The sequence below is a fragment of the Micromonospora sp. DT178 genome (assembly GCF_049841695.1).
In the GTDB taxonomy this organism is placed as follows: domain Bacteria; phylum Actinomycetota; class Actinomycetes; order Mycobacteriales; family Micromonosporaceae; genus Micromonospora.
This window is the reverse complement of sequence record NZ_JBNCKV010000005.1, coordinates 67,415-93,853: the sequence shown is the minus strand read 5'-3', so window position 1 is coordinate 93,853 and position 26,439 is coordinate 67,415. Positions and strand designations below refer to the sequence as shown.

The window sequence follows — 26,439 nt, the reverse complement described above, 5'->3', positions numbered from 1 at the left end:
CCCGCCCGTCCTAGAGGACCCGGCCCGGCTGCCCGTCCTCGCCGACCACCGGTCGCCCGGCGGCGGCCCACTGGCCCATCCCGCCCTCGACGTTGCGCACCTGGTCCCAGCCGTTGCGCATCAGGTAGGTGACGACCTGTGCGGAGCGCCCGCCGGAGCGGCAGATGACGGCGACGTCGCGGTCGGTCGGCACCTCGGCGATGCGGGCCGGCAGTTCCATCATCGGCAGGTGGTGCGCGCCGGGGGCGTGGCCGGCGTGCCACTCGTCGTCCTCCCGGACGTCGAGCAGGTACGCGTCGTCGGCGATCTCGGTCACGGTCACGGTGGGAACCTGGGATCCGAACACGGGCCAAGCCTAGATCCTCGCCCGGACGGCCGGTGGCGGGCCGCCCCCCGGCGTCACAACCGGGTGACCCACCGCGGGTTGGCCCGCGCCCAGTCCGGCACGCGGGTGCCGCGTACCGCCTCGAAGAGGCCGTTCCCGCCGTTGTCGAGCACCACGTACGACACCTGGTCGATGGTCTGCGGGTGGGAGGGGACCTGCACGCCGCGCAGCGCGTCGGCCGGCAGGTCGCGCAGCGCGAGGACCAGGTCCTCCAGCGGTACGCCGTTGGTGTCCACGGTCAACGAGCCGCCCACGGCGCGGATCACCTGGTCCAGTTTGACCGGGTTGGTCCGCAGCGACGTCTCACTTGTGCGCTCCAGCATCGCCCGGAGCAGTTGCTGCTGGTGGGTCTGCCGGTCGTAGTCGCCGCCCGGCAGGTCGTAGCGCTGCCGGACGTAGTCCAGCGCCTGGCCGCCGTCCATCTGCTGGCAGCCGGGCGGGAAGACGCGGTCGGTGTGGATCGAGCGGACCTCGGTGTCGACGCACATGCGTACGCCGCCGAGCAGGTCGATGACCTTGCGGAGGCCGGAGAAGTCGATCAGGGCCGCGCCGTCGAAGCGGATGCCGGTCAACCGGGACAGGGTGGCCGAGAGCAGCCGGGTGCCCGCCTGGCCGCCGCCGCCGTGCTCGTACGCCGCGTTGATCTTGTCCTGGCCGCCGCCGTAGCCGTTGCCGGCGGGGATGGCGACGAGCAGGTCCCGGGGGACGGAGACCAGGTACGCCTCGCGCCCGCCGGCGGGGACGTGCACGATGAGGATGGTGTCCGAGCGTCGGTCCGCCGCGCTGCCGCTCTGCCACCGGTCGGTCCCCACCAGCAGGTAGTTCAGCGGCCCGTCGGGGTCGGTGCGCTCCCGGCGGGCGGTGGGGTCGAGCAGTTGCTCCCGGACGACGCTGCCCTCGTACCGGTCGGTCAGCGCCTTCAGGCCCGCCACGGCGAGCCCGGCCAGCAGGACCAGGGCCAGGCCCAGGCCGAGCAGCAGGCGGGGCCAGCGGGCGCGGGGCGGCCGGGCGGGCCGGCCCCCGGCCCGGCCCCGACCGTCGCCCGTCGATCTGGACGTGACGCCTCCCCCGCGACCCGTACGTGAATGCTTCTCACGTCAGGCTAGGGGCCGGCCCCGGCCGTCCGGGCCGGTTCGCCGACATCGCCCGGTGGACCGGCGCGGACGGCGTCACTCGCGGTTCGAGACCACCTCGGGGTTGGCGAAGACGAATTCGGCCAGTTTGTCCTGCTTCGCCGCGCGGAACATGTCCAGCGTCTGCTCGCTGAGCGTCTCGCGGGTGCCGTCGCTGTGGAAGGTGCCGCCGTTGGTCTTCAGCATCACCAGGTCGTTGCCGGTCACCCCGCGCATGGTGAAGACGAAGTCGGCGACCGGCACGCCGCCGGTGTCGAGGATGAACGCCTTGCCGGCCGCGTCCATCAGCTTGTTCAGCTTGATCGGATTGGTCAGCGTCCCGTCCTCGGTGGCCTTCTTCGCCATCGCCTTGATCAGCTGCTGCTGGTTCTGCTGCCGGTCGTAGTCGCCGTTCTTGAGGCTCTTGCGCTGCCGGGAGTAGTCCAGCGCCGCCCAGCCCTCCATCTCGCGGCAGCCCTTCTTGTGCACCACGGGCGTCCGCTGCTTGCCGGTCTTCTTCGCGTCGGCGTTCCACATCGGCTTGCCGTCGACGTACGACATGTGGATCGACTCGACCTCCTGCTTGACGCAGATGCGCACGGTGCCGAGGGCCTCGATGACGTTCTTGAATCCGCCGAAGTTGATGATCGCCGCGCCGTCGAAGCTGATCCCGGTCATCTTCTTGATCGTCTGCGCCATCAGCTGGGCGCCGCCCTCCCAGCCACCGCCGTTGCGGGCGCCGGCCTGGAACGCTGCGTTGATCTTGTCGGTGCCGCCGGAGTAGCCGCTCTTCTTGAAGGCCGGGATCTGGGCCTCGGTGTCCCGGGGGATCGAGATCAGGTACGCCTGGTCGTGCGTCGCCGGGATGTGCAGCACGATGATGCTGTCCGCCCGCACGTCGTCGGCCGCCCACCGCTCCCGGGCGTCCACACCGAGCAGCAGCATGTCGATCGGGCCGTCCAGGCTGGCGCCACCCTCGGCGTCGGTCTTGCCCGCGTCACCGAGCAGGTTGCGCTGGGCGATGTTGCCGGTGGCGCTGCTGATCAGCGCCTTGCTGCCGACGATCGCCGCACCGCTGGCGACCATCAGCACGGCGCCGAAGATCAGGGTGAGTCGGGCCCAGAGCGGGTCCTTGCGGCGCGACCGCTTCTTCGCGGACCCGCCACCGGGCTTGCCGCCCTTGACGGGCTGCTTCGGGATGCTCGTGGAGGCCCGGACCGGGCCACGGGGGGACTCCAGCGCCGGAGGGCGACGGCTGGTCTGAACCGGCATGCGTGCTCCAGCTCGCGTTGTCAGGGGGCGGGATCACTTTACGGACGCTTTCCCGTCCTGGCGAGGTCGTCCGACCGTCAAATACCGTTCGTACGGCCGTCATCCAGGAAAACTGACCGAACGGACAGATCGATACGGCTGGTCGGCGGTTGGCTCACAGGAAGCGGTCGGCCGGCCCTCCGAATCGTGATGACGTTTGTCGATCACGGGAGGGCCGGCCGGCGGGGCTGGTCAGTTTCCGGTGCCGTCCTTCTTCTGGTTGGCCTCGACCCAGGCCGTCATGGTGTCGGCCGACATCGCCTTGTACATGGTCAGCGCCTTTTCCTTGTCCGACACCACCACCGACTCCCCGTTGATGGTCTGGCTGCCGACGTGCGGGCTGGTCACGAAGGTGAGGTTCTCGCCGCGCAGGTTGCGGAACTGGACCCCCATGTCGACCAGCGAGAAGCTCTGGTCGACGGTGACCGCGGCGGTGACCGACTTCAGGAAGTCGTTCAGTTTCTTCGGATTGGTCAGCGTGCCCGTGCTCGCCGCCTTGTCCATCAGGGCGCGGAGGAACTCCTGCTGGTGCCGCATCCGGGCGAAGTCGCCGTCCGGGAACTGCTTGCGCTGCCGGATCCAGTCCAGCGCCTCGGCGCCGTCCATGTGGTTGGTGCCCTTGGTGAACGTCCGGTACGGCTTGTGGATCGAGGTGATGGTGCGCTCGACCTTCAGGTCGACGCCGCCGAGGGCGTCGGTGACCTGCTTGAAGCCGGCGAAGTCGATCGCCATCACGTGGTCGAGCCGCACGTCGGTGAAGCACTCCACCGTCCGGACGGCCAGCGGCAGCCCACCGAAGGCGAAGGCAGCGTTGATCTTCCCCCGCTGCCCGGTGCCGCAGTCCGCGTTGGCGCCCTCCGGGATCGGCACGTAGAGGTCGCGGGGGATGGAGACCAGGTAGGCCTTCTGGTGGTCCGACGGGATGTGCATCACGATGATCGTGTCGGCCCGCCACTTGCTGGACTTGTCCACCGGGGCGTCCGGGTCCCGGGAGTCGCTGCCCACCAGCAGGATGTTCAGGGCGCCGTCCACCGCCTTGGCCGGGCGGCCCCCGGTGATCTCGGAGAACGGGTCGGTGCGGGCCAGGTCGTCGTTGAGGCCGCGGGCGTAGAACCAGGCGCCCGCCCCGCCGAGCAGCGCGAGCACCAGCACGGCCACGCCGGCCACCAGGGCGATCCGGCCCCACCGGGGGCGGACGCCGCGCCGGCCCGGCCGGTCAGGTCCACCCGGTCCGCCCGGGCCGGCCGGCCCGCCCGGTCCCGCGGGACCGGGCGGGCCGCCGGCGCGTGGCTCGTCCGCCGCCGGGGACCAGCGGGCCTCGGCCGGCCGGGCGCGTCCGGCGTCCCGGCCGGGGCCGGGCACCGAGGCGCGCCCGGCGCTGCGGTGCAGGTGCGGGAGTGGAACTCCGGCGGGCATGGTCGCTGACATGTAACTCAGGGTACGTACGCGCGGCCACTGTCGCCCCGTAGCGCCGCCGACGTGTGCGCCGGCGGCGGCACGCCCGCTAGACCATCCGCTCGCGGAAGTACTCGATGGTCCGGCGCAGGCCGTCCTCGGGCGCCACGGTCGGCTCGTATCCGAGCAGCTCGCGGGCGAGGGTCAGGTCCGGACGGCGCATCTCCGGGTCGTCGGCGCTGCGCGTGATGTAGGTCACCTCGGAGCTGCTGCCGGTGAGCGACACGATCGTCTCGGCCAGCTGCCGCATGCTCATCTCGTGCTCGGTGCCGCAGTTGATCGGCCCCGTCTCGCGGGAGTCGAGCAGCAGCAGGATGCCGTGCACCAGGTCGGAGACGTAACAGATCGACCGGGTCTGGTTGCCGGTGCCGTGCACGGTGATCGGCTCGTCGCGCAGCGCCTGGGAGATGAAGGTCGGGATGGCCCGGCCGTCGTCCGGGCGCATCCGCGGGCCGTACGTGTTGAAGATCCGGACGATGGCGGTGTCCAGCCCGCGGCTGCGGTGGTAGGCCATGGTGGCCGCCTCGGAGAAGCGCTTCGCCTCGTCGTAGACGCTGCGGATGCCGATCGGGTTGACGTTGCCCCAGTACGACTCGGGCTGCGGGTGCTCCTTCGGGTCCCCGTACGCCTCGGAGGTGGAGGCCATCAGGAAGCGGGCGCCGTCGGCGACCGCGCGGTCCAGCAGGTGCAGGGTGGCCACCGAGCCGACGCGGAGGATCTCCACCGGCAGCTTCTCGAAGTCGGTCGGGCTCGCCGGCGAGGCCATGTGCAGGATGGCGTCGAACCGCTCGGCCAGCGCCGGGTGGGTCGGCAGGCCGTCCGAGATGTCGGCCTCGACCAGGGTGAAGTTCGGCTCGTCCAGCAGGTGGGCGACGTTCTCCTTCGACCCGGTGACGAAGTTGTCGAGCGCGACCACGGTGCAGCCGCGAGCGATCAGGGCGTCCACCAGGTGCGACGGTACGAAGCCGGCGCCGCCCGTGACGAGGATGCGGTGACCGGGTCCGAAGCGGGCAACAGCGTTCATGCCGGTCAGCCTACCGAGTGCTCCAGGCCGCCCCGGCGCAAGGAAGGGGCCCGCGTCGCCGAGGGCCCCTTCCGCGCACTGCCGGCCCGTCAGTGGGCGCCGGCGCCGGTGACGGAACGCACCTCCAGCTCCGCGTACTTCTCCTCGTCGTGTTCCTTGGAGATCACGGTGCCGATCCACCCGCACAGGAAGCCGAACGGGATGGACAGGATGCCCGGGTTGGACAGCGGGAACCACTGCCAGTCCTGCTCGGGGAACATCGAGGTGGGCGCGCCGGAGACCACCGGCGAGAAGAACACCAGCAGTACGGCGGAGAGCAGGCCGCCGTAGATGGCCCACACGGCGCCCGAGGTGTTGAACCGCCGCCAGAACAGGCTGTAGAGGATCGCCGGCAGGTTGCCGGAGGCGGCCACCGCGAAGGCCAGCGCCACCAGGAAGGCCACGTTCAGGTTCTGCGCGTAGATCGACAGCACGATCGAGATCGCGCCGATCACCAGGGCGGAGACCCGGGCGACCCTGACCTCCTGCCGCTCCGACGCCGTCCCGTCCTTGATCACGTTGGCGTAGAAGTCGTGCGCCAGGCTGGACGAGGAGGCCAGGGTCAGGCCGGCCACCACGGCCAGGATCGTGGCGAAGGCGACCGCCGCGATGATCGCGAGCAGAGTGGCGCCGCCCAGGTCGCCGCCGAGGAAGTCGATGCCGAGCGCCTCGGCGAGCTGCGGCGCGGCCGTGTTGCCGGCCTTGTCCTGAGCGGTGATCGCCTCGCTGCCGACCAGCGCCGCCGCGCCGAAGCCGAGGGCCAGGGTGAGCAGGTAGAAGGTGCCGATGATGCCGATGGCCCAGAGCACGCTCTTGCGGGCCGCCTTGGCCGTCGGGACGGTGTAGAAGCGGATCAGGATGTGCGGCAGGCCGGCGGTGCCGAGCACCAGCGCGATGCCGAGCGACAGCAGGTCCATCTTGTTGTAGAAGGTCTGCGTCGGGTTGCCGGCCACCTCCACGCCGTACCGCCCGCCCGGCTTGAGGAAGCTCTCTCCCTTGCCCGATGCGGCCGCCGCGTCGCCGAGCAGGGCGGAAAGGTTGAACTTGTAGTGCGCCAGCACCAGCAGGGTCATCACGAGGGCGCCACCCATCAGCAGGAACGCCTTGACGATCTGCACGTAGGTGGTGCCCTTCATGCCGCCCACCGTGACATAGATGATCATCAGGGCGCCCACCATGATGATGGTGGCGACCTTCGCGGTGTCGGCGTCCATGCCGAGGAACGTGGTGCCAGGCTTGATGCCGAGCAGCAGCGCGACCAGCGCGCCCGCGCCGACCATCTGCGCCAGCAGGTAGAAGATCGACACGGTGATGGTGGAGACGGCTGCGGCGGTCCGCACCGGGCGCTGGCGCATCCGGAAGGCCAGCACGTCGGCCATCGTGTAGCGGCCGGAGTTGCGCAGCAGTTCGGCGACGAGCAGCAGCGCGACCAGCCAGGCGACCAGGAATCCGATGGAGTAGAGGAAGCCGTCGTAGCCGTAAAGGGCGATCATGCCGGCGATGCCGAGGAACGACGCGGCCGACATGTAGTCGCCGCCGATCGCCATGCCGTTCTGGAACCCGGAGAAGGAGCGCCCGCCGGCGTAGAAGTCGGTGGCCGTCTTGGTCTGCCGGCTGGCCCAGATGGTGATGACCAGGGTCACCGCCACGAAGACCAGGAACAGGGCGATGGTGAGATTGCGGGCGGTGGTGTCGCCCGCCTCAGCCGCGAGGACCGTGTTCATGGCCCACCTCCCCCATCTCGGCGCGGATCCGGTCGGCGACCGGGTCGATCTTCCGGTCGGCGAACCGCGCGTAGAGCCAGGCGATGAGGAACGTGGAGACGAACTGGAGCAGGCCGAAGACGAGGGCGACGTTGATGTTGCTGCCGAAGAGCTTCGTGCCCATGAAGTCCCGCGCGTACGCGGACAGGATCACGTAGAGCGCGTACCACAGGAAGAACGCGACGGTCATCGGGAAGATGAAGCCGCGCAGCGTGCGCCGCAACCCGGCGAACTCGTCCGACCGCTGTACGGCCAGGTACCGGTCCGCCGCCGAGGTCGACGGCGCGGACGGGGGTGTGTCCGTGGACATTTGTGGATCACCACCTTCACAGGCGTGGGGAGTTTCGCGCACGGTAGAAAGCGCGCTCCCCGCCGGGGAAGGGCGAGATCGACGCCGGTCGGCGGCTGCGCCGAACGGCACGGTGGCTGCGCCGAGTGACGCAGCTCACTCCGTTCACCGGTCACGGGCGCGGCCCGGGTGGGCCGAGCGGTCGCCCGGTCGCCGGTTGTCAGGTCAGCTCGCGGTACCGGCCCCGGTAGTGCAGCAGCGGGTCCGTCTCCCCGACCAGCTCGACGGCCTCGATGGTGGCCTCCACCAGCAGGCCCCAGCCGTACTCGCGGGCGGTGTCTAGCCGGCATCCCGCCCAGCCGCCGGCGTCGGCCGGCACCGGACCGTAGGGGGTGTCGGTCCACGCGCCGGTGGCGAACAGGCCACCGGGGGACGGGAAGAGGCCCGCGAACCGGTCGGCGAGCTGCCGGTGCGACGGGCTCAGCGGGGCCACCGCGAAGCGGCCGGCGGACTCGACCGCCGCCCACAGGTCGGACTCCGGGTCGACCAGGCCGAGCAGCCGGTCCGGCTCGCCCTCCGCGACCAGCGTCGAGGAGACCGTCAGGCCCGCCGGCTCCGGCGCCGTCCAGAGCGTCACCGGCGACGCCAGTCGACCCCGCAACCGGCGTACGGGCGAGCGTTGGTCGGCGGGCACGGCGAACGGGTCGATGTGGTGGATCTCGGCGCCCGGCTCTTGATTCACGTGAAACATTGTGGGGCCTGCCCCGCCCCGACGGGCCCGGACCGCGTGGTGGCCGCTCTTCTCAGCTCCGGCGCGTCCGGTCCTGGTCTGCCGTGCGGCGGTCGACGCGCACGGCGCCGGGCAGGGCGGGCGAGGCCAGATCAGGCGTCCGGCGCAGTCCGCGATACCTGCGCGACGTGACCTACGGCGACGCGCGCCTGGCCTGGCTACCTCACGGAGAGGACTCGCGCGACTTCCAAAAGCGATCGTGGAGAAACCCTTGCCCTTCAACGGAAGTGGCCTTAAGTTGCATCGATGATCCTCAGCGAGGAGCCTGGCCCTGACCCTTCTCAGAATGCCAGCCACGGCGATCTGCGGCCCAAGGATCTCGGTGGCATCGCCTATCTGCGGGGGCTTTCGCGTCGGGGGTTCATCACAAGCGCCGCGTTGGCGGCATCAGGGGTGTCGGCCGCCTTTGCTCTGCTGCCCGGCTCCGCTCAGGCCGCCGGCAGCTATCAAAGGCCGTGCGGCAATGTTCGGATTTCGAGTTCTTGGCAGGACCACCGGAACCGGATGCCGCCCTCGGGTGAGCCGGGCACCGACTATGCGGTCGGAACCGGTACTCCCGTCATGGCCGCGGCGAACGGCACGATCCGTTACGTGAAGACCGACACCTCTACCGCGACCGGGCGCGTCGTGGGGATGGCCCATGACGATGGCAATTACACCCGGCACCTGCACTTGTCGAGGATCGCCGTCTCAACCGGTCAACGTGTGTCGCGAGGCCAGACGATCGCGTACTCCGGCGCCTCGGCGAACGGCAGTGACTACGGTGTCGGACCGCATGTGCATACGAGTCTCTGGCTGAACACCGGCAGTCCGACGGATTTCCGCACGACGGTGGATTTCGAGAACTACGTCGGAGACGTCGCCAACCCGAACCCGCCCGACCAGGAGGTAGATGAAGTGTTCATCGCGAACGTGAAGGGTAACTGGTACCTCGTCGTCCCCCAGGGCACCGGTAAGCCGCGGGCAGTGGTCCTCGGTGGCGACAGCAATGCCGCCGCTTCCGGCCTCCCCGTCCTGAACTTCAGCTGGGATCCGTCGATCAATGCGCTCAGGGCCGCGGTCGACGGCATCGGTTGATGTGGCCGGGCGCGTCGTCGGCGGGGAAACCCGTGGCGCGGATTCACAGAATTGGATCTCGAGCAGGCCGACCTGGTGAGTGAGGCCGTTTCGTGGCCGTCCACATCACTGGATCAAGTGGTTTCAGCAGGCTTGATGTGCAGGTTCAGCAGCATGTCCTCAAACGTCTGGGGTCCGAATCGCGCCGCCACTATGTGCACCGGTGAACACATCATGTCCAGTGTCACGCCACCTACGGGGCGCCTCTCGACGCCGGTCACCACCAGAGTCGTTTCCCGCACGGTGACGTCTTCGATCGTGACGTCGTAGCCCAGAACAGCGCGGGTCCCTACCGAGAGCATGATGACCGTCTCACGGGTGAGATCTACCAGCGGCGGCGGCGGGACGGGCTGCCTTCCCGCATTGATCGATGCCCAGTGCTGCGCCCATGACCCTGATCGGCGGATCAGAAAAAGGCCGTAACTCGATGCGCCGACAGCTGTGGCCTGCCCGTGGTACAGGGTGCGGAAGTTCGCGGTGCGTCCGGACGATCTGCTCACCCGCCGACCCTACCGGCACTGATCCACGGCACAGCGCTCCCTTTGCCGCAGCCGCCCGCCGAGCACGGTGATCGCGCGGCGGTGAGGTCCCGCGGGGTGCGCGTACCGCTGGAGGGGTCAGTCGTCGGCGGCGAGTGAACGTCGGGCGGCGGCCAGCACCTCCGGGTCCGTGCAGCCGGCGGCGTAACCGGCGATCCGGCGGCGGATGTCGCGGCCGAGCAGCCAGGATCCGATCCGGTCCGCGACCGGGCGGAGGAACGCGGGCCGGCAGCGGAAGCTGTAGCGCCAGGTGGCGATCGCGTGGCCGGGCTCCGGGGCGGGCGCGAACCGCCAGCCGCCGGCGAACATCTCGAAGAACCACGGCCCGCGCACCATCTTCATCCCGACGTGGCTCGGCGGGGCCCAGGAGACGTACTCGCTGACCATCGCCAGGCCGTGCCGGGACCGGGTGAAGGTCCGCACCCCCTTGCCGGGCCGGGTCGCCCCGTCGGTGAAGTGCTGCTCGCGGACGAACGGGTCCCACCGGTAGCGCACGGGCGCGGTGGTCTGGGAGACCGCGAAGGCCAGTTCGGGCGGGACCGGCACGGTGATCACCGCTTCGACGACGGGCATCAGGCCATTGTGCCGCCGATCGGCAACCACCGCGTCCGACGTGCGCCGGCCCGCCTTCCGCGCCCGGCCCGCCGTCAGCGGCGCGGGGTCACCGTGGCGAGCAGCTCCGGCATCCGGCGGTCCAGCACGTCACCGGCCAGGTACGCGCCGAGCAGCGCCGCCCCCAGGCCGTACGCCGCCCCGAGCGGCAGGGCCAGCCAGAGCCAGGCGTCGCCGAGCAGCCCGGCGGCCACCACCATCGGCACCGCCGCCACCGCGGTGGCGACCATCGCCAGCAGGGTGAGGAAGCTCTTCGCGATCCCGGCGCCGGTGTTCAACGCGAACGGGTTGCTCGTCTCCGGCAGCGAGTACGCCCCGAGCACCGAGACGAAGCAGTTCACCGCCAGCCCCGCGCCGTACGTGGCGAACAGGGTGCCCGCCATCAGCCCGATCCAGCCGGGCTCGCCGACGACCACCGCGACGACCACGGAGATCACCGCCAGCATCGGCAGGACGTAGAGCGAGAACGCGGCCATCCGGGCGCGCAGCTCCTGCTGGCCGGAGACGCCCGCGACCACGTTCGCCGCGTACGCGCTGCCGTCGAAGCCGAACTGGTTGGCCAGGGTGACGGCGGCGAGCAGCCCGACGAAGAGCATCGACAGGCTGGACAGCACCGGGGACGGGTCGAGACTGGCGTTGAACCCCTCGGCGCTGTCGATGGTGAAGCCCGAGCCACCCACGTTGACCATGACCGGTACGAAGAGACCGACGACCGCGACGGTGATCAGGTTGGCCCGGCGTCGGGCGTCCCGCCACCAGTAGCGGGCCTCCCGGGCGACGAGGGCGCCGAACCGGTCCCGCCGGGCCCAGCCGACGGCCCTCGGGAAGAGCTGGGCGACCGCTCCGCCGGTCGCGCCGCGCTGGGCGCGGGCCGGTCCGGCACTGGCCGTGCCCACCATCGCGGACTCGAGCGAGCGGGACCACCAGGCCAGCAGCGCGACGATCGTCACCGCCGTGATCAGCAGCTTCACCGGCGCGGCCCAGAGACGGCCCTCGGCCACGTCGATGCCGGCCGTCCAGGGCGCGCCGAACGGGGTCCAGCCGACCACCTCGGCCACCCCGTCGAGGCGGTCCCAGTCGGCGTCGGAGAGGGCGGCGACGCCCAGGAGCTGCAACGGCCCGAGCAGCGCGGCGAGCACGGCGAGCAGCACGGCGGCCAGGTCGCGGACCCGGCGGGACCGCAGCGCCGTGGCGAAGGCGCTGGTCACCGCCCGGGCCGCCGCGACGCAGAGCAGCAGCCCGGCGACCACCCCGACGAGGGCGACCGCGGCGGCCGACCAGCCGCCCAGCGCTCCGGCGGTGACCACCAGCCCGCACAGGGCCAGCAGCACCGAGATGGTGGGGACGCTGACGAAGGCGGCGGCGAACAGCCCGGTGACGAGCGTGCGGCGGGGCAGTGGGAGCAGCGCGAACCGGGCCGGGTCCAGCGTCTCGTCCACCCCGAAGAAGACCAGCGGCAGCAGCAGCCAGCCGAGCACCGTCAGGCCACCGCCGAAGGCGGCGACCATCAGCGCGTAGCGGCTCTCGTCGGCCAGGCCGGGCGCGGCGAAGAGGAAGAAGCCGGTGCCGGCGAACCAGAGCCCGGCCACCGCGCCGCCCACGAAGAGGGCGACCCGCCAGCCCTGACCCCGGAAGTTGTTGCCCATCACCCGCAGTTTGAGCCGGACGAAGTGCCGGGCGGAGACCTTCCGGACGGGCTGGGCGGAGACGGTCGGTTCGGTCACCGCGACAGCCACGCCAACTCCTCGCCGGTCGCCGTACGGCCGCCGACCACCTCGACGAAGGCCTGCTCCAGCGAGCGGCCGCCGCGTACCTCGTCGATGGGGCCGACCCGTTTGATGGTGCCCGCCGCCAGGATCGCCACGTGCGAGCAGAGCCGCTCGACGACCTCCATCACGTGGCTGGAGAAGACGACGGTGCCGCCCCCGGTCACGTACCGGTGCAGGATGTCCCGGATCAGCGCGGCCGACACCGGGTCGACCGCCTCGAAGGGCTCGTCCAGCACCAGCAGCCGGGGCCCGTGCAGCAGCGCACAGGCCAGCCCGATCTTCTTCTTCATGCCCGCCGAGTAGTCGACCACCAGGGTCCGGCCGGCGTCGCCGAGCGCGAGCACGTCCAGCAGCTCCGCCGCCCGCTGGTCGACCACCGCCGGGTCCATCCCCCGCAGCAGACCGTGGTACGCGAGCAGCTCCGCGCCGCTGAGCCGGTCGAAGAGCCGTACGCCGTCGGGCATCACGCCGAGCAGCTGCTTCGCCTGCACCGGGTCGGCCCAGACGTCGTGACCGAGCACCCGGGCGTCGCCGGCGTCCGGCCGGAGCAGCCCGACCGCCATCGACAGGGTGGTGGTCTTGCCCGCGCCGTTCGGGCCGAGCAGGCCGTAGAAGGAGCCGGCCGGCACGTCGAGGTCGACACCGGCGACGGCGACCTTGCCGTCGAAGTGTTTCGCCAGGCCACGCAGGGAGAGCGCCGGGTGCTCAGCAGTCATGCGTCGACCGTATCCGGCCGCGACCAGCCGTTGCTCCGGCCGCAGGATGATCCCCGGTCATCCCCGAGTCGGACCCGCGTTCCCCACCGGCGGAGTGTTCGACCGCCGGCACCGGACCCGCTGCAACCCGTCGCCCCGCTGCGGGGTGACCAGAGGGCAGGATCGCGACGAGGAGGGACATTGCAACCGGACGACGGCTTCGAGGAGTTCTACCGCACCACCAGACACCGGATCGTCACCGTGCTGTACGCGCTGAGCGGCGACCTCAGCGAGGCGCAGGACGCGGCGCAGGAGGCGTACGTGCGGGCCTGGCAGCGCTGGCGGCTGGTCGGCGGGTACGGCGACCCCGAGGCGTGGGTCCGCACCGTGGGCTACCGGCTCCTCGTCAACCGGTGGCGCAAGATCCGTAACGGGATCACCGCCTACCGCCGGCACGGTCCGGTCCCCACGGTCGGGCCGCCCTCGGAGAACACGGTCGCCCTGGTGGCGGCGCTGCGGCAGCTACCGGCGGAACAGCGGCAGGCGATCGTCCTGCACCACCTGGCCGACCTCTCGGTCGCCGACATCGCGACGCAGACGAACACCCCGATCGGCACCGTGAAGGCCCGCCTCGCCCGGGGTCGCAAGGCTCTCGCCGCCCTGCTCGACACCACCCTCCCCGAGGAGGTCAGCAATGCCTGATCAACCCTTCACCGACCTGTACCGCGACACCGAGAACCTGACCTGGGCGCCGGTCGAGCAGGTCCGCCGGCGCGGCCGGCAGCGCACCCTGCGTACCCGGGCCGCGGCGACCCTGTCGACGGTCGTGGCCGTGGCCGCGGTCGCCACCGGCGCGGCGGTCCTCGCCGACGGTCGGGACGCGGCACCGCCTCTCCCGCCCGCCACCGGCGCGCCGACCCCGACGCCCCCGGCCACCCCGACCTCCGCCTCCTCCCCGACCCCGACGGAGGGCGCGACGTCCGAGTCTCCGGCGTCCGGGCCCGCGGGCCCCACGAGCCGGGAGGTCCCGCCGGCCGCCCTGCTCGGGGCGGGGGACCTGCCCGACGGTTTCCGGAAGGTGCCCTGGACCGACGGCGACTGGTCCCTCGACGCAGCCTCCACGCGCTGTCGCAACGGGGCGCCCCCGCTGACCGTCAGGAAACAGGCCGAGCGGGGCGCGGCCTTCCGGGCGGCCCCCGAGGAGGCGGTCGTCGAGCGGGTGAGGCGCTACGCGTCGGAGGACGCGGAGGTGACCATGGACCGGGCGCGCCGGCTGGTGACGGGCTGCCGGCCCCACGATCCGGAGCAGTCGCTGGCGATCGTCGACTCGGGCTTCGCCGGGGACGAGTCGCTCCTGGTCGCTGCGACCGGCGACGGCACGCCGAGCCGCTGGCTCCTGGTCCGGCGGGGCGACCTGATCGCGGAGGTCTGGCTGAAGGGCGAGGAGGATCCGGCCGAGGCGCGGCGGATCGCGCAACGGGTGGCCGAGCGGCTCTGCGCCGGCACCGAAGCCTGCTGAACGGCCGGATCGTCCGTCGGGAGGGGCCCTTCCCGCACCGCGCGTGACGGCGCGGGCCCCTCCTCACAGCCGCAGCGCCTCCGGGGCGTGCAGGCGGAGCATGGTGGCGCCGACGTCGGCCGGCGCCCGGCGGCGGGTCGCCATCGAGACCGCCACCATTACGGCGAAGGCGAGCGGCACCGTCCAGGCGGCCGGCTGCGCGGTGAGCGTGGCCGGCCAGCCGGACAGCGGCGGGCCGAGCACCGTGACCAGCACCGCCCCGACCGCCGCGCCGCCGCCGACCAGGATCCCGGCGGCGGCGCCGAGGTCGGTCAGGCCCCGCCACCAGATGCCGAGCACCAGCAGGGGGCAGAAGCTGGACGCGGCGACCGCGAAGGCCAGCCCGACGACCTGGGACACGTCCAGCCCGGCGAGGTTTAGCGCGAGGACCGTCGGCACGGCTCCGGCGATCACCGTGGCGAGCCGGAAGCCGCGTACCGAGCCGCGCCCCAGCACGTCCGTGGAGATGACCCCCGCGACGCTGGTGAGCAGCCCGGAGGAGGTGGAGAGGAAGGCCGCGAACGCGCCGGCCGCGACCAGCGCGGCGAGCATCCGGCCGACCGTGCCGTCGCCGAGCGCGGCGCCGGGCAGCAACACCACCACCGCGTCGGTCTGCCCGCTCAGCAGCAGCTGCGGGGTGTAGATCCGGCCCAGCACCCCGTAGATGGTGGGTAGCAGGTAGAACGCCCCGACCAGGGCGAGCACGACCAGCGTGGTGCGGCGGGCGGCGGCGCCGTCGGGGTTGGTGTAGAAGCGGACCAGCACGTGTGGCAGCCCCATGGTGCCGAGGAACGTCGCCAGGATCAGCGAGTAGGTGGCGAACAGGCCCCGGTCGTCGTCCCCGGCGGCGCTGGGCAGCAGCCAGTCGGCGGCGTCCGTGGCCACCCCCGACACCTCCGGCACCGGGTCGCCGGCGGCGAAGGACAGCTCGTCGCCGGGGCGTACCTCGACGATCCGACCGTCGGGGAGGGTGAGGGTCGCGCGGTGCTCGACCACGACGGTGGTCGCGGTCCGGAACGCCGGTCCGTCGGGCGGGGTCACCGCCGGGCGGGCGTCGGCCTGCCACTGCAACGCCAGGAAGATCGCCGGTACGGCGAGCGCGGTCAGCTTCAGCCAGTACTGGAAGGCCTGGACGAAGGTGATCGCGCGCATGCCGCCGAGCGCGACGTTCGCGGTGACCACCACGGCCACCAGCAGGGCCCCCAACGGGTACGGCGAGCCGGTCACCGTGGCCAGCGTCAGCCCCGCCCCCTGGAGCTGCGGCACGAGGTAGAGCCAGCCGATGAAGATCACGAAGGCGGTGGCCAGGGTACGCAGCCGGCGTGACCCGAGCCGCAGCTCGCAGAAGTCCGGCAGAGTGAACGCGCCGGAGCGGCGCAGCGGGGCGGCCACGAACAGCAGCAGGGCGAGGTAGCCGGCGGCGAAGCCGACGGGGTACCAGAGCACGTCGACGCCGTACTTGAGGATCAGCCCGGCGACCCCGAGGAAGCTCGCCGCCGACAGGTACTCCCCGCCGATCGCGGCGGCGTTCCAGGTCGGGCTGATCGCCCGCGAGGCGACCAGGAAGTCGGAGGTGGTACGCGCCAGCCGCAGCCCGTAGAAGCCGATGCCGACGGTGACCAGGGTGACCGCCACGATGGCCGGTACGACGAAGCCGTTGCCCACCTCAGCGCTCCGGCCGCTGGACCAGGTCGGTGAAGTCCTGCTCGTTGCGCTCGGCCAGCCGCACGTACGCCCACCCGACGGCGATCAGGAACGGGAACGACGCCACCCCGAGCAGCAGCCAGGGCAGGTTGACGCCGAGCACGGTGACCCGGCCGACGGCGGGCGCGACGGCGAAGAGCCACGGCAGCCCGCCGAGCCCGATCGCCACCACCAGGGAGAGCCGCAGGGCCAGCGCGAACTGGGCGCGGACCAGCCCCCGGACGAGCGCGTCGCCGACCCGGGTCTGCTGGGCCAGCTCGGCGCGGGTGCGTTCCGCCCGGTCCTCGCGGCGGGACACCTCGGCCAGCACGATCCGGGTCCGGGGCTGGGGTGGCGTGGGCCGCCCCGGCACCCCGGGCCGGCCCGCGTGCCCGGGCGCTGCGGACCCGCCCTGCCGGGGCGCGGGGACGGGATCGTCGGCAGCGGCCACCCCGGCAGTCTCGCCCGATCGCCGCGATTGTCAAGGGCTCCCGTAGGCGTCGCGCCCGCTGCCGGCCGGCCCGGGCGGAGCCGTCCACACCGGGCTGTGGACAACCTGTGGAGAACGGGTTACCCCTGTGGATAACTTCGTGGACGTTCCGGCCGGACGGCCGGGGCGTCAGCTCCCCGGCCGTCCCCGCGACCGCTCAGGGCAGGCCGATGCGCTCCGGGCGGGCGGAGGCGGAGCCGAGCCAGGTGTGCGGGTTGCCGTACCAGCACCAGCCGAGCTTCGGCGCGTTCTGGCTGATCCAGAGCGCCGGCACCCGCTTGTCGCCGCAGCGGGAGCCGACCAGCGAGAAGCACTTGTTCTTCGCCAGCGCCTCCGGGTGCAGGGTGACGAAGGCGAGGCCCTCGTCGATGGTGAGCGGCAGCCGGCCCTGGCCGGTGATCACCTCCATGGCGGCGGCGGGCGCCAGGTTCAGCGTCTCCTCGCCCCGGTCGACGTCGAAGAGCAGGTACGCCGGCCCGGCCGGCACCTCCAGCTCCTTGATCGGGTCGAACTTCGGCAGGTCGCCATCGGCGTAGTGCCGGTCGACGATGCCCGGCTTCCGCTTGCCGGCCAGGGTGGTCAGCGCGACGCGCTCCTCCACCGGCACCAGGTCGCGGGTGATCACCAGGAGGAAGGGCACCCGTGCCTCGGTCGGGGCGGGCAGGCCGGCAGCCCCGGCGACGGCCGCCGCGCGCAGCGGCGCGACGAGGTCACGGAAGGCGTCCTCGGTCAGCTCGGCGAGGGCCGGGTAGCCCAGCTCCACCAGCCGGTCGAGCTGGCGGTCGAATTCGGTCGCGGCGTCGGACAAGGCGGCCTCCAATTGTCGTACGGAGTACCGTACAGCGTACGACGAAGCGCACGTATTCCCGACCCGCGAAGAAATTCGGGGTCAGCGGTTCCAGTCCTGCTTCGCCGCGCGGACCAGCTTGTCCTTCAGCTCGCGGGTGTGCCGGCGGCTGACCGGCAGCTCCGCCGAGTCGACCACCACCACGTACCCCGAGTTCACCAGCCGCAGTTCGGCGATCAGCTTGAGCTGCACCAGGTACGACCGGTGGATCCGGACGAATCCGGCGTCCGCCCAGCGCTCCGCGAGGGTCGCCAGCGACACCCGGACCAGGTGCGAGCCGTCGGCGGTGTGCAGCCGCGCGTAGTCGCCCTGCGCCTCCACCCACCGCACCGCCGAGCGGGGCAGCATCCGCGTGGTGCCGGCCAACTCGATGGGGATGGTCGGATCCTCCTCCGCCCGGGCCAGCGCCGCCGGGTGCGACGGCACCACCCGCGCGCCGATCACCCGGCGCAGCGACTCGGCGAGCCGCTCGGCGCGTACGGGCTTGCGGACGTAGTCGGTGGCGCCCAGGTCGAACGCGTCCACCGCCCCGTCGTCGTACGCGGTGACGAACACGATCGCCGGCGGCCGGGCGAAGCGGCGCAACACCCGGGCCAGCTCCATGCCGTCCAGGCCGGGCATCCGGATGTCGAGGAAGACCACGTCCACGTCGCCGTCGCGGAGCACCCGCAGCGCCTCCGTCGCGTCGCCCGCCGTGTGCAGCCGGGCCACCCGGGGATCGGCCCGCAGGTGGTACGCCAACTCGTCCAGCGCCGGCGGCTCGTCGTCGACCGCCAGCACCCGCAGGAACCCCGCCGCGCTCACCACGGCGCTCACGGTGCCACCTTCGTTCGCGGCTGCGGGGCTCGCAGACCCGGCTCACTCCTCGCGCTCACGAGCCGGCCCGTACGCCCGGGTGGAACTTCGGCACCCGCATGCTCACCTTCGTACCCGAGCCGAGGCCCGTCTCGACGACCAGGCCGAAGCCGTCCCCGAAGACCGACCGGAGCCGCTCGTCGACGTTGGAGAGCCCGACGTGCTGGCCCGGGTCGTCCCCGACGCCGGCCAGCGCGGCGTCGCCCGGGTCCCCGGCGGCGCCGGCCAGCTCGGCGATGCCGGCGGTCAGCGTGGTCGGATCCATCCCCACTCCGTCGTCCTCCACCGTGATGTGACACTCGGTGCCCGCGTCCCGGGCCTCGATGCTCACCATGCCCGTGCCCGGCTTGCGGGACAACCCGTGCCGGACGGCGTTCTCCACCAGCGGTTGCAGGCAGAGGAAGGGCAGCGTCACGGGCAGCACCTCCGGGGCGATCTGGAGGCGCACCTGGAGCCGGTCGCCGAACCGGGCCCGCTCGATGGTCAGGTAGCGGTCGATCGAGCGCAGCTCCTCGGCCAGCGTGGTGAACTCGCCGTGCGCCCGGAACGAGTACCGCGTGAACTCGGCGAACTCCAGGATCAGCTCCCGGGCCCGGTCCGGGTCGGTGCGGACGAACGAGCCGATCGCGGTCAGCGCGTTGTAGATGAAGTGCGGGCTGATCTGCGCGCGCAGGGCGCGTACCTCGGCGCGGGCCAGCCGCTCCCGCGAGGAGTCCAGCTCGGCCAGGGCGAGCTGGTTGCCGGCCCAGTGCGCCGTCTCCAGGGTGGCCTGCACCAGGCCCGGCTCCGGCTGACCGTCGGCGACCGCGATCAGCACCCCGACCCCGCGCCCGTCCGCGCCGGTCAGCGGGGCGACCACCGCGCCGCGTACCGGGCAGTCGACCCGGTCGCAGTGCAGCTCCGGCTCGCCGAGGACCGTCGAGCGGCCCGTCGCCACCGCCCGCCGGGCCGCCGCGACCAGTTGCGCGTGGTGGTGCCCACCCCGCCCGTCGAGGGCGAGCAGGCTCTCCCGGTCCGTCAGCGCCAGCCCGGCCGCCCCCACCAGCGCCCGCAGATGGCGTACGGCCTTCGCCGCGTTCGCGGCGCTCAGGCCCGCGCGCAGCGGCTCGGCGGCCAGCCCGGCGGTGTGCAGCACCTCGTACGTCGCCCGCTGGGTGGCCGTGGCGATGCCCCGCCGCGCGCGCAGCCGGACCACCGCGAACAGGGCCGCACCCAGCGCGGCGATCAGCGAGACGACGCCGAAGACGCCCGAGAGGTTGCCACCCACGCAGCGATCCTGGCCCCTGCCGGCCCGCACGCCAAGGGGTCAGTACGCGCCCTTGCGGGCGAGCACCACCCCGACGGTGCGCCACAGGATGCTCAGGTCGTACGCCAGCGACCAGTTGTCGACGTAGTAGAGGTCGAGCCGGACCGCCTCGTCCCAGGACAGGTCGGAGCGGCCGGAGACCTGCCACAGCCCCGTCATGCCCGGCCGGACCAGCAGCCGGCGGCGCACGTCGCCGAGGAAGTCGCCGTCGTCGGCGGGCAGCGGGCGCGGCCCGACCAGCGACATCTCGCCCTTCAACACGTTGATCAGCTGCGGCAGCTCGTCCAGCGACGAGGCCCGCAGGAAGCGGCCCACCGGGAAGACCCGGGGGTCCTGCTTCATCTTGAACAGCATGCCGTCGGTCTCGTTCCGGTCGACCAGGCTGGCCAGCCGGTCCTCCGCGTCCACGTACATGGTGCGGAACTTCCAGACCCGGAAGGTACGGCCCTCGTGGCCGACCCGGGGCTGGCGGAAGAAGACCGGGCCGGGGTCGGAGAGCCGGATCGCGATCGCGATGGCGAGGAAGACGGGGGCCAGCAGCAGCAGGCCGACCCCGGCGGCCACCCGGTCCATCAGGTTCTTGGCCAGCAGCGCCGGGCCGGAGAGGGTCGGCTCCTCGACGTGCAGCAGCGGCAGGCCCTCGATCGGCCGGATGTGCACCCGGGGCCCGGCGATGTCGGTCAGCTGCGGGGCGACGACCAGGTCGACGCCCGAACCCTCCAGCTGCCAGGCCAGCCGGCGCAGCTCGCCCGGCTCGGAGCTCGCCGAGCCGCAGACCGCGATCGTGTCGCCGCCGACCTCGCGGACGAGGGCGAGGACGTCGCGGCCCGCGTACACCGGGACCGGGGTCTCGATGCCCTTGGCCGCCGCGTAGCCGTCGGTGATGTGGATGGCGACCGGCATCAGCCCGGCGGCCGGGTTGCGGGTGACCGCCGTGTAGACCTCCAGGCACTCCGGCAGGGTGCCGATCAGCACCATCCGGTGACCGGCCTGGCTGATGTTGCGCCGGACCACGTGCAGCACGAAGCGGCAGAGCATCCGGTTGAGCAGGATCAGCAGCAGCGCCGCGAGCAGGGCGGTGCCGACCGTGTAGCGGGACAGGTCGGTCTTGGTGGCGAAGGCGAGGAAGGACACCGTCGCGGCGACCGCGACGCCGGCCCGGATCACCCGCTTGTACTCGTCCGGGCCCAGGCCGAGGTAGCGCCGGTCGTAGGCCCGGTTGGCCCAGAGGCTGACGAGCCAGCCGAGCGGCAGGAGCACGAACGCCACCGTGTGGAACCACGTCGGGTCCTGCTCGGCGTTGTAGAAGCCCGCCCGCGACTGGTCGAACGTCTCGATGGCGATCAGGCTGGCGACCGCGGCGGCTGCGAAGTCGAGCAGCAGCAGGAGTGTGATGTAGGGGCGGTGCCAGCGTGACACGCGACGGCGGGCCCGAGCCCACGCGGACCGGGGTACGCCGTTGTGGGACGGCGGTGCCGGCGGCTGGATCTCGAAGCTGTCGACGTGCCGCACGAGTTTGCTCCGGCCTGTGTTGGTTACCGGGCGCTGGAGGCTTGTCGTCACCTCACCCATGTCCTCCCGCATGACACGAGCCGCTCACTCACCGTGAGGGCCCGGTCGCCCACCGTCCCAGTCTCCCACGCGGGCGCCAACCCGTGCGCTGACCCGAGGGACATCGCGCCGGTGTGGTGCCGCCGGGCGTCTGGCCGGCTCCGCGCCATTTCAGAAGCCGGGGACCGAGCCACTATACCGATGGATGGCGGGCCCGGTAGAGCCGCAACTCAGACCTTCGGCGCGGGATGGCCGATTCCGTTCCGTAGTCGGCAGTGTCGTCACTCACCGTACGAGCCGCGACAACCGGCGGTCAGCGAGCGGCTTGCCGCCGGTCTGGCAGGTCGCGCAGTACTGGAGGCTGGAATCGGCGAACGAGACCTCGCGGACGGCGTCGCCGCAGACCGGGCAGGGCAGCCCCGTCCGGGCGTGCACCTTCAGCCCCGAGCGCTTCTCGCCCTTCAGCTCGGCCGCCCTCTGCCCGACCGACCGGCGCACCGCGTCGCCGAGCACCTCCCGCGTCGCCGCGTGCAGGGTCGCCAACTGGTCGTCGGTCAGCCGGTTGGTCAGCGCGAACGGGGACAGCTTCGCCGCGTGCAGGATCTCGTCGGAGTACGCGTTGCCCACGCCGGAGAGCACCGTCTGGTCGGTGAGCACCCCCTTGACCTGGCCCTTGCGGCTGCGCATGCGCTCGGTGAAGGTGGGCAGGTCGGCGGCGAGCACGTCGGGGCCGAGCCGGGCCACCCCGGGCACCGCCTGCGGGTCGGTGACCAGGTAGACGGCGAGGCTCTTCTGGGTGCCGGCCTCGGTCAGGTCGAAGCCCGAGCCGTCGTCGAGGCGTACCCGCAGCGCGATCGGGCCCTTGCCGGGGCGCAGCGGGGCGGCGGACGGAAACGCCTCCCGGTAGTGCAGCCAGCCCGCCCGGGCCAGGTGGACCACCAGGTGCAGCTCGCCGTCGAGCACCACGTCGAGGAACTTGCCGTGCCGGCGGGCGTCCGTCACGGTCCGCCCGGCGGCGGCGGTCGGCGCCGGGTCGTACGTCTTCAGGGCGCTGATCGCGGCGACCTCCAGCCGGTCGACGCGCCGCCCCACCGCGCGCTCACGCAGGTATTCCGCGAGCGCCTCAACCTCCGGTAGTTCGGGCACCAGCCAACGGTAGCCTTCTTTCCCGTGAGCGCGAGGAATGAGCTTGCGAGTCCCGCAGTCGCGAACGAAAGGCAAGCTGCGTGAGAATCGTGGTGGCGCACAACCGGTACCGGGAGGCTCAGCCCTCCGGTGAGAACACGATCGTCGACGCGGAGATCGCCCAGCTCACCGCGGCCGGGGTGGAGGTGCTGCCGTTCATCCGTAGCTCGGACGAGATCCCGTCGATGTCGAAGTCGGCCAAGGCGCTGCTGCCGATCTCGCCGATCTGGGCGCCCCGCGCGCAGGAGGACCTGAGCCGGCTCATCACCGAGCACCGGCCGGACGTGCTGCACCTGCACAACCCGTACCCCCTGATCTCGCCCTGGATCGTGCGGACCGCGCACCGGCACGGCGTGCCGGTGGTGCAGACGGTGCACAACTACCGTCAGGTCTGCTCCTCGGGGCTCTACTTCCGGGACGGGATGATCTGCCAGGACTGCCGGGGCCGGGCCCTGGGGGTGCCGGCGATCGTGCACCGCTGCTACCGGGGCTCGCGGGCGCAGAGCGCCCTGATGGCGACCACGCTGGCCGTGCACCGGGGCACCTGGCGCTCGGTGGACCGGTTCGTCGCGCTCACCTCGGCGGTCGCCGACCACCTGCGCGACTACGGCATCCCGGCGGAGCGGATCGTGGTCAAGCCGAACGGCATCCCCGACCCGGGGGCGCCCGCGCCGCTCGGCGACGGCTTCCTCTACATGGCCCGGCTCTCCCCGGAGAAGGGGCTGGACCTGCTGCTGGACGCCTGGCGCCGGCACCCGGACGGGGCGCTCGGCCCGCTGCGCATCGCGGGCGACGGCGAGTTGCGCCCGCTGGCCGAGGCCGCCGCCGCCGAGCGCGCCGACGTGACCTACCTCGGGCCGCTGGACCGCGCCGGGGTACGCGACGCGATCGAGGCCAGCGCGGTGATCATCGCCGCCTCCACCTGGCACGACGTGCTGCCCACGGTGATCATCGAGGCGCTGGCCGCCGGCCGGCCGGTGCTCGGCACCGCCCTCGGCGGCATCCCGTACCTGCTCGGGGCGGACGGCCCGCGCGAACCCGCCGGCACCGGCCCGGCCGCCGTCGCCTCCGCCGCGCCGGGGGAGGGCCGCGTCGCGCTGCCCACCGGCGTGGCGGCGGGCGAGGCGGGCTGGGTGGTGCCCCCGGAGCCGGCCGCCATGGCCGCCGCCCTGCCGGTGGCCCGGGCCGGCGCGGCGACGCTGGCCCCGGCGGCCCGCGCCCGCTACGAGCGCACGTTCCACCCCGACGTGGTCACCAAGCGCCTCCTCGACGTGTACGCGGACGTCTCGCGCCGCGCCCAGCCCCGCTAGCCACCCCGCCCCCTGCATCGTGTGCCCCTGCCGAGCTCCTTGATCGTTTGCTGCTCACCCGGTGCGACACGCGGGCGGGACACGGGTGATCGACAGACGATCTTGGGGTGGCGGTGACGCCGTTCCGCTCCTCGTGATGACGGGAGATCTTGGTAGCGAAGCGCCCCTGGAGGGGCACTTTCCTACCAAGATCTCCCGTGCGGTCAGTCGTGGTTCCGGCGTCACACCTCAGCGGAGGGAGGCGCGGGCCGAGAAGGCGATGCTGGCGAGCAGGAAGCCGCCGTTGACGATCGTGAACGCGACCATCACCCAGAGGACGAGGGCGGGGACGAAGGCCAGCACCAGGCCGGCGGCGAAGATCACCGCGCCGTAGTCGCGGACCAGCTTCACGAGGCGTACGGGCAGCGAGGTCGAGGTGATCATGCTGGCGGCGTTCGGGCCGGCCTGCATCACGGAGGTGACCAGGTTGACCATCCAGGTGCCGGCGAAGATCGCGACCAGCCAGCTCGGCGTCGACGGCTCCTGCGCCACGGCCGTCGCCGCCAGGGCGGCGACCAGGGCGATCTGGGCGGCCACGTCGCAGAGCACGTCGACGCGGGCGCCGGCGGCGCTGCCCTGCCCGGTCACCCGGGCGAGCTGACCGTCGGCGCAGTCCAGGCAGTACGCGACCTGCCAGCCGACCAGCGCGAGCAGCCCGACCGCCCAGGCCGGCACGTCACCGGCGGCGACCCGCCCGGCGAGCGCGACCACGGTGACCGAGGTGGCCAGGCCGAGCACCAGGTTGGCGATGGTCAGCGCCGTCGGACGCAGCCCGAGGCGCTGGGCGACGAGCGCGAAGACGGCGCCCAGCCACTGGCTGATCGATTCGCTGAACAGGCCGCCGCCCCGGTTGACCCGGTGGAAGTCGGCGACGGTGGGACGGGGCTCAGCCAAGGTGGTCGCGGATTGCACCGGCGTAGTCTGCCAGCCGCTCCCGCGTCTCGGTAGGCGACATCGCCAGGTGTTCGAGGATCGTGTAGCGGTCCGGCCGGGTCCGGGGCGCGAACTGCACGGCATCGACGAACTGCTCGTCGGTCAGGCCCAGGTCGGCCGGCGTGGTGGCGAGACCGTGCCGGTGCAGGCAGCGGGCGAGCCGGCCGAACCGGTCGGTGTCGCCCCGCAGGAACGTGCAGAAGAGGGCGCCGAGCCCCACCTGCTCCCCGTGGGCGGCGGTGCCGGGGTGGAGCCGGTCGATCGCGTGGGAGATCTCGTGGTCGCCGCCGCTGGCGGGGCGCGTCGACCCGCACACCGAGCTGGCGATGCCGCCCATGATCAGCGCCTCGGCCAGCGTGGTGAGGAAGCTGTCGTCGGTGATCTTGCCGGGGTGGTTGAGCAGCGCCTCGGCGCCCGTCCTGGCCAGGGTCACCGCGAGCCCGTCGATGGGCTCGCCGCGTACCTCGTGGGCCAGCTCCCAGTCGGCGCAGGCGTTCAGGTTGCTCACCGCGTCGCCGATGCCGGCCTGGGTCTGCCGGTCCGGGCCGTTCTCCACGAAGTCGAGGTCGACGATGACCGCGATCGGGATGTGCACCCCGTAGGAGCCCTTGCCGCCCTCGTGGTCGAGCGAGGCGGTCGGGGAGGCGATGCCGTCGTTGGCCAGGCTGGTCGCCACCGTCACCATCGGGATCCCGTAGCGGGTGGCCGCGTACTTGGCGGTGTCGATGGTCTTGCCGCCGCCGATGCCCACCACGGCGTCGTAGTGGCGGCGGCGCAGCCGGTCACCGAGATCGTTCGCCGCGTCGATGGTGCCGCCGACGACCGTGAAGACGTCGGCCGCGCCGAGCGACGGCCGGCACAGCTCGACGATCCGTTCACCCTGCCCGGGGCCGACCACGACGGCCACGTCCCCGCCGGCCGAGATCCGGCGGTCGGCCAGCAGCGGCCCGAGGTCGGCCACCGCACCGCGCCGGACCTCGATCACGAGCGGGGTGTTGACCGTACGGGCTAGTAGCGGCACGCGATCTCCCGCGCCCGGGCCAGGTCGGCGTGGTTGTCGACCTCGACCCAGAGGACGTCGCCGATCGGCGCCGCCCGCACCTCGCCACCTCGGTCGGAGAACTCCTGGTAGCCGTCCTCGTAGTAGAGGTTCGGGTCGCGCCGCCACGTCGCCTCCAGCGCGTCGGCGAGGGCGTCGGCCACCTGCGGCTCGATCAGCGTCGCGCCGATGTACTCCCCGTACGCCTCACCCGGGTCCATCAGCTTCGTGATGCGGGTGAGCTGGCCGGCGGGGTCGAAGGTGGTCTTCATCTCCTCCTCGGCCAGCGGCTTGATGGTGTCGACGGCGAGCAGGATGCCCGGGCCGCGCTCGGCCAGCAGGGTCTTCTCCACGCTGACCGGGTGCACGGTGTCGCCGTTGACCAGCAGCACGCCCCGGGCGAAGTGCTCCCGGGCCAGCCAGAGGGAATAGGCGTTGTTCCACTCCTCGGCCTTGTCGTTGTGCACCAGGGTGAGCGTGACGCCGTACTTCTTCTCCAGCTCCGCCTGGCGGGAGACGACCGCGTCGGCGGCGTAGCCGACCACGATCACGATGTCGGTGAGCCCCACCTCGGCCAGGTTGCGCAGCGAGATGTCCAGGATGGTGGTGTCGCCGTCCACCGGCACCAGCGCCTTGGGCAGGGTGTCGGTGTACGGGCGCAGCCGGCGCCCCGCCCCGGCTGCCAGCACCATCCCGATCATTGAGGCGTCCTCCCTCGTACGACTCCCGGTCACCGCTGGAGGA

The 26,439-nt window shown here is 72.4% G+C and carries 25 protein-coding genes and 1 pseudogene; 4 read left to right on the top strand and 22 right to left on the bottom strand.

Annotation, left to right across the window (positions count from 1 at the left end):
- Nucleotides 1–10: 10 nt before the first annotated feature.
- The 8 genes and pseudogenes from ACLQ22_RS11240 to ACLQ22_RS11205 all read right to left on the bottom strand — a co-directional run.
- Nucleotides 11–346 (bottom strand): rhodanese-like domain-containing protein, encoded by a 336-nt coding sequence (locus ACLQ22_RS11240; RefSeq protein WP_121397485.1) that lies wholly within the window; start codon nt 344–346, stop codon nt 11–13.
- A 53-nt stretch (nt 347–399) separates the two neighbouring features.
- A complete protein-coding gene (locus ACLQ22_RS11235) occupies nt 400–1,317 on the bottom strand; it encodes an LCP family protein (RefSeq protein WP_425692226.1) in 918 nt (305 codons plus the stop codon).
- Between the two features lie 237 nt (nt 1,318–1,554).
- On the bottom strand, nt 1,555–2,769 hold the full coding sequence (locus ACLQ22_RS11230) for an LCP family protein (protein ID WP_425692225.1): 1,215 nt from the start codon (nt 2,767–2,769) through the stop codon (nt 1,555–1,557).
- 231 nt (nt 2,770–3,000) lie between these two features.
- Nucleotides 3,001–4,236 (bottom strand): LCP family protein, encoded by a 1,236-nt coding sequence (locus ACLQ22_RS11225; RefSeq protein ID WP_425692224.1) that lies wholly within the window; start codon nt 4,234–4,236, stop codon nt 3,001–3,003.
- Nucleotides 4,237–4,312: 76 nt separating this feature from the next.
- Entirely contained in the window at nt 4,313–5,287 is a 975-nt protein-coding gene (locus ACLQ22_RS11220; protein ID WP_425692223.1) for a UDP-glucuronic acid decarboxylase family protein, read from the bottom strand.
- Between the two features lie 89 nt (nt 5,288–5,376).
- Nucleotides 5,377–7,050 carry a solute symporter family protein gene (locus tag ACLQ22_RS11215; RefSeq protein WP_425692222.1) on the bottom strand — a complete coding sequence of 558 codons (1,674 nt, stop codon included), beginning with the start codon at nt 7,048–7,050 and terminating at the stop codon, nt 5,377–5,379.
- Nucleotides 7,028–7,399: a DUF485 domain-containing protein gene (locus tag ACLQ22_RS11210; RefSeq protein WP_425692221.1), complete on the bottom strand. Its 372-nt coding sequence runs from the start codon at nt 7,397–7,399 to the stop codon at nt 7,028–7,030. Before ACLQ22_RS11210 ends, ACLQ22_RS11215 begins: the two co-directional genes overlap by 23 nt.
- Before the next feature lie 199 nt (nt 7,400–7,598).
- Nucleotides 7,599–8,150, bottom strand: a pseudogene (locus ACLQ22_RS11205) (flavin reductase family protein); the annotation flags it as partial.
- A 264-nt stretch (nt 8,151–8,414) separates the two neighbouring features.
- On the opposite strand from ACLQ22_RS11205, the gene ACLQ22_RS11200 reads away from it, so the two are divergent.
- On the top strand, nt 8,415–9,245 hold the full coding sequence (locus ACLQ22_RS11200) for a M23 family metallopeptidase (RefSeq protein ID WP_425692220.1): 831 nt from the start codon (nt 8,415–8,417) through the stop codon (nt 9,243–9,245).
- 113 nt (nt 9,246–9,358) lie between these two features.
- On the opposite strand, the gene ACLQ22_RS11195 is transcribed toward ACLQ22_RS11200, so the two are convergent.
- The 4 genes from ACLQ22_RS11195 to ACLQ22_RS11180 all read right to left on the bottom strand — a co-directional run bounded on the left by ACLQ22_RS11195 (nt 9,359) and on the right by ACLQ22_RS11180 (nt 12,920).
- Nucleotides 9,359–9,784, bottom strand: a complete 426-nt coding sequence (locus ACLQ22_RS11195; RefSeq protein WP_425692219.1) for a hypothetical protein — start codon at nt 9,782–9,784, stop codon at nt 9,359–9,361.
- Between the two features lie 117 nt (nt 9,785–9,901).
- Complete coding sequence (locus tag ACLQ22_RS11190) at nt 9,902–10,396, bottom strand: SRPBCC family protein (RefSeq protein ID WP_311409887.1); 495 nt, start codon at nt 10,394–10,396, stop codon at nt 9,902–9,904.
- Nucleotides 10,397–10,470: 74 nt separating this feature from the next.
- The gene (locus tag ACLQ22_RS11185) at nt 10,471–12,171 is read right to left on the bottom strand and encodes an ABC transporter permease (protein ID WP_425692218.1); all 1,701 of its coding nucleotides are present in this window, start codon (nt 12,169–12,171) and stop codon (nt 10,471–10,473) included.
- Nucleotides 12,156–12,920 (bottom strand): ABC transporter ATP-binding protein, encoded by a 765-nt coding sequence (locus ACLQ22_RS11180; protein WP_425692217.1) that lies wholly within the window; start codon nt 12,918–12,920, stop codon nt 12,156–12,158. Before ACLQ22_RS11180 ends, ACLQ22_RS11185 begins: the two co-directional genes overlap by 16 nt.
- A 180-nt stretch (nt 12,921–13,100) precedes the next feature.
- Here ACLQ22_RS11180 and ACLQ22_RS11175 point away from each other — a divergent pair, with 180 nt between their 5' ends.
- Both ACLQ22_RS11175 and ACLQ22_RS11170 read left to right on the top strand, forming a co-directional pair.
- Entirely contained in the window at nt 13,101–13,601 is a 501-nt protein-coding gene (locus ACLQ22_RS11175) for a SigE family RNA polymerase sigma factor (RefSeq protein WP_425692216.1), read from the top strand.
- The gene (locus ACLQ22_RS11170; RefSeq protein WP_425692215.1) at nt 13,594–14,418 is read left to right on the top strand and encodes a hypothetical protein; all 825 of its coding nucleotides are present in this window, start codon (nt 13,594–13,596) and stop codon (nt 14,416–14,418) included. The genes ACLQ22_RS11175 and ACLQ22_RS11170 overlap by 8 nt, the downstream gene beginning before the upstream one ends.
- Nucleotides 14,419–14,481: 63 nt before the next feature.
- Here the strand turns inward: ACLQ22_RS11170 and ACLQ22_RS11165 are convergent, their stop codons facing one another.
- From ACLQ22_RS11165 to ACLQ22_RS11135, 7 genes are all read right to left on the bottom strand, one after another.
- Nucleotides 14,482–16,122, bottom strand: a complete 1,641-nt coding sequence (locus tag ACLQ22_RS11165; protein ID WP_425692214.1) for a cation acetate symporter — start codon at nt 16,120–16,122, stop codon at nt 14,482–14,484.
- Nucleotide 16,123: 1 nt separating this feature from the next.
- A complete protein-coding gene (locus ACLQ22_RS11160) occupies nt 16,124–16,513 on the bottom strand; it encodes a DUF485 domain-containing protein (RefSeq protein WP_151455584.1) in 390 nt (129 codons plus the stop codon).
- Nucleotides 16,514–16,787: 274 nt separating this feature from the next.
- Entirely contained in the window at nt 16,788–17,438 is a 651-nt protein-coding gene (locus ACLQ22_RS11155; protein ID WP_425692213.1) for a DUF5701 family protein, read from the bottom strand.
- An 81-nt stretch (nt 17,439–17,519) separates the two neighbouring features.
- Complete coding sequence (locus tag ACLQ22_RS11150; RefSeq protein ID WP_425692467.1) at nt 17,520–18,281, bottom strand: LytR/AlgR family response regulator transcription factor; 762 nt, start codon at nt 18,279–18,281, stop codon at nt 17,520–17,522.
- Nucleotides 18,282–18,348: 67 nt separating this feature from the next.
- The gene (locus ACLQ22_RS11145) at nt 18,349–19,599 is read right to left on the bottom strand and encodes a sensor histidine kinase (protein WP_425692212.1); all 1,251 of its coding nucleotides are present in this window, start codon (nt 19,597–19,599) and stop codon (nt 18,349–18,351) included.
- A 39-nt stretch (nt 19,600–19,638) separates the two neighbouring features.
- A complete protein-coding gene (locus ACLQ22_RS11140) occupies nt 19,639–21,210 on the bottom strand; it encodes a sugar transferase (RefSeq protein WP_366641751.1) in 1,572 nt (523 codons plus the stop codon).
- Nucleotides 21,211–21,474: 264 nt separating this feature from the next.
- Complete coding sequence (locus ACLQ22_RS11135) at nt 21,475–22,335, bottom strand: Fpg/Nei family DNA glycosylase (protein ID WP_425692211.1); 861 nt, start codon at nt 22,333–22,335, stop codon at nt 21,475–21,477.
- 80 nt (nt 22,336–22,415) lie between these two features.
- On the opposite strand from ACLQ22_RS11135, the gene ACLQ22_RS11130 reads away from it, so the two are divergent.
- Nucleotides 22,416–23,684: a glycosyltransferase family 4 protein gene (locus ACLQ22_RS11130; RefSeq protein WP_425692210.1), complete on the top strand. Its 1,269-nt coding sequence runs from the start codon at nt 22,416–22,418 to the stop codon at nt 23,682–23,684.
- A 228-nt stretch (nt 23,685–23,912) separates the two neighbouring features.
- Here ACLQ22_RS11130 and ACLQ22_RS11125 read toward each other — a convergent pair whose 3' ends face one another.
- The 3 genes from ACLQ22_RS11125 to ACLQ22_RS11115 are packed head-to-tail and all read right to left on the bottom strand — an operon-like array spanning nt 23,913 to nt 26,396.
- Nucleotides 23,913–24,635: a CDP-alcohol phosphatidyltransferase family protein gene (locus ACLQ22_RS11125; protein WP_425692209.1), complete on the bottom strand. Its 723-nt coding sequence runs from the start codon at nt 24,633–24,635 to the stop codon at nt 23,913–23,915.
- Complete coding sequence (locus ACLQ22_RS11120) at nt 24,610–25,677, bottom strand: iron-containing alcohol dehydrogenase family protein (protein ID WP_121397506.1); 1,068 nt, start codon at nt 25,675–25,677, stop codon at nt 24,610–24,612. The genes ACLQ22_RS11125 and ACLQ22_RS11120 overlap by 26 nt, the downstream gene beginning before the upstream one ends.
- The gene (locus tag ACLQ22_RS11115) at nt 25,665–26,396 is read right to left on the bottom strand and encodes a sugar phosphate nucleotidyltransferase (RefSeq protein ID WP_425692208.1); all 732 of its coding nucleotides are present in this window, start codon (nt 26,394–26,396) and stop codon (nt 25,665–25,667) included. Before ACLQ22_RS11115 ends, ACLQ22_RS11120 begins: the two co-directional genes overlap by 13 nt.
- Between the last annotated feature and the right edge of the window lie 43 nt (nt 26,397–26,439).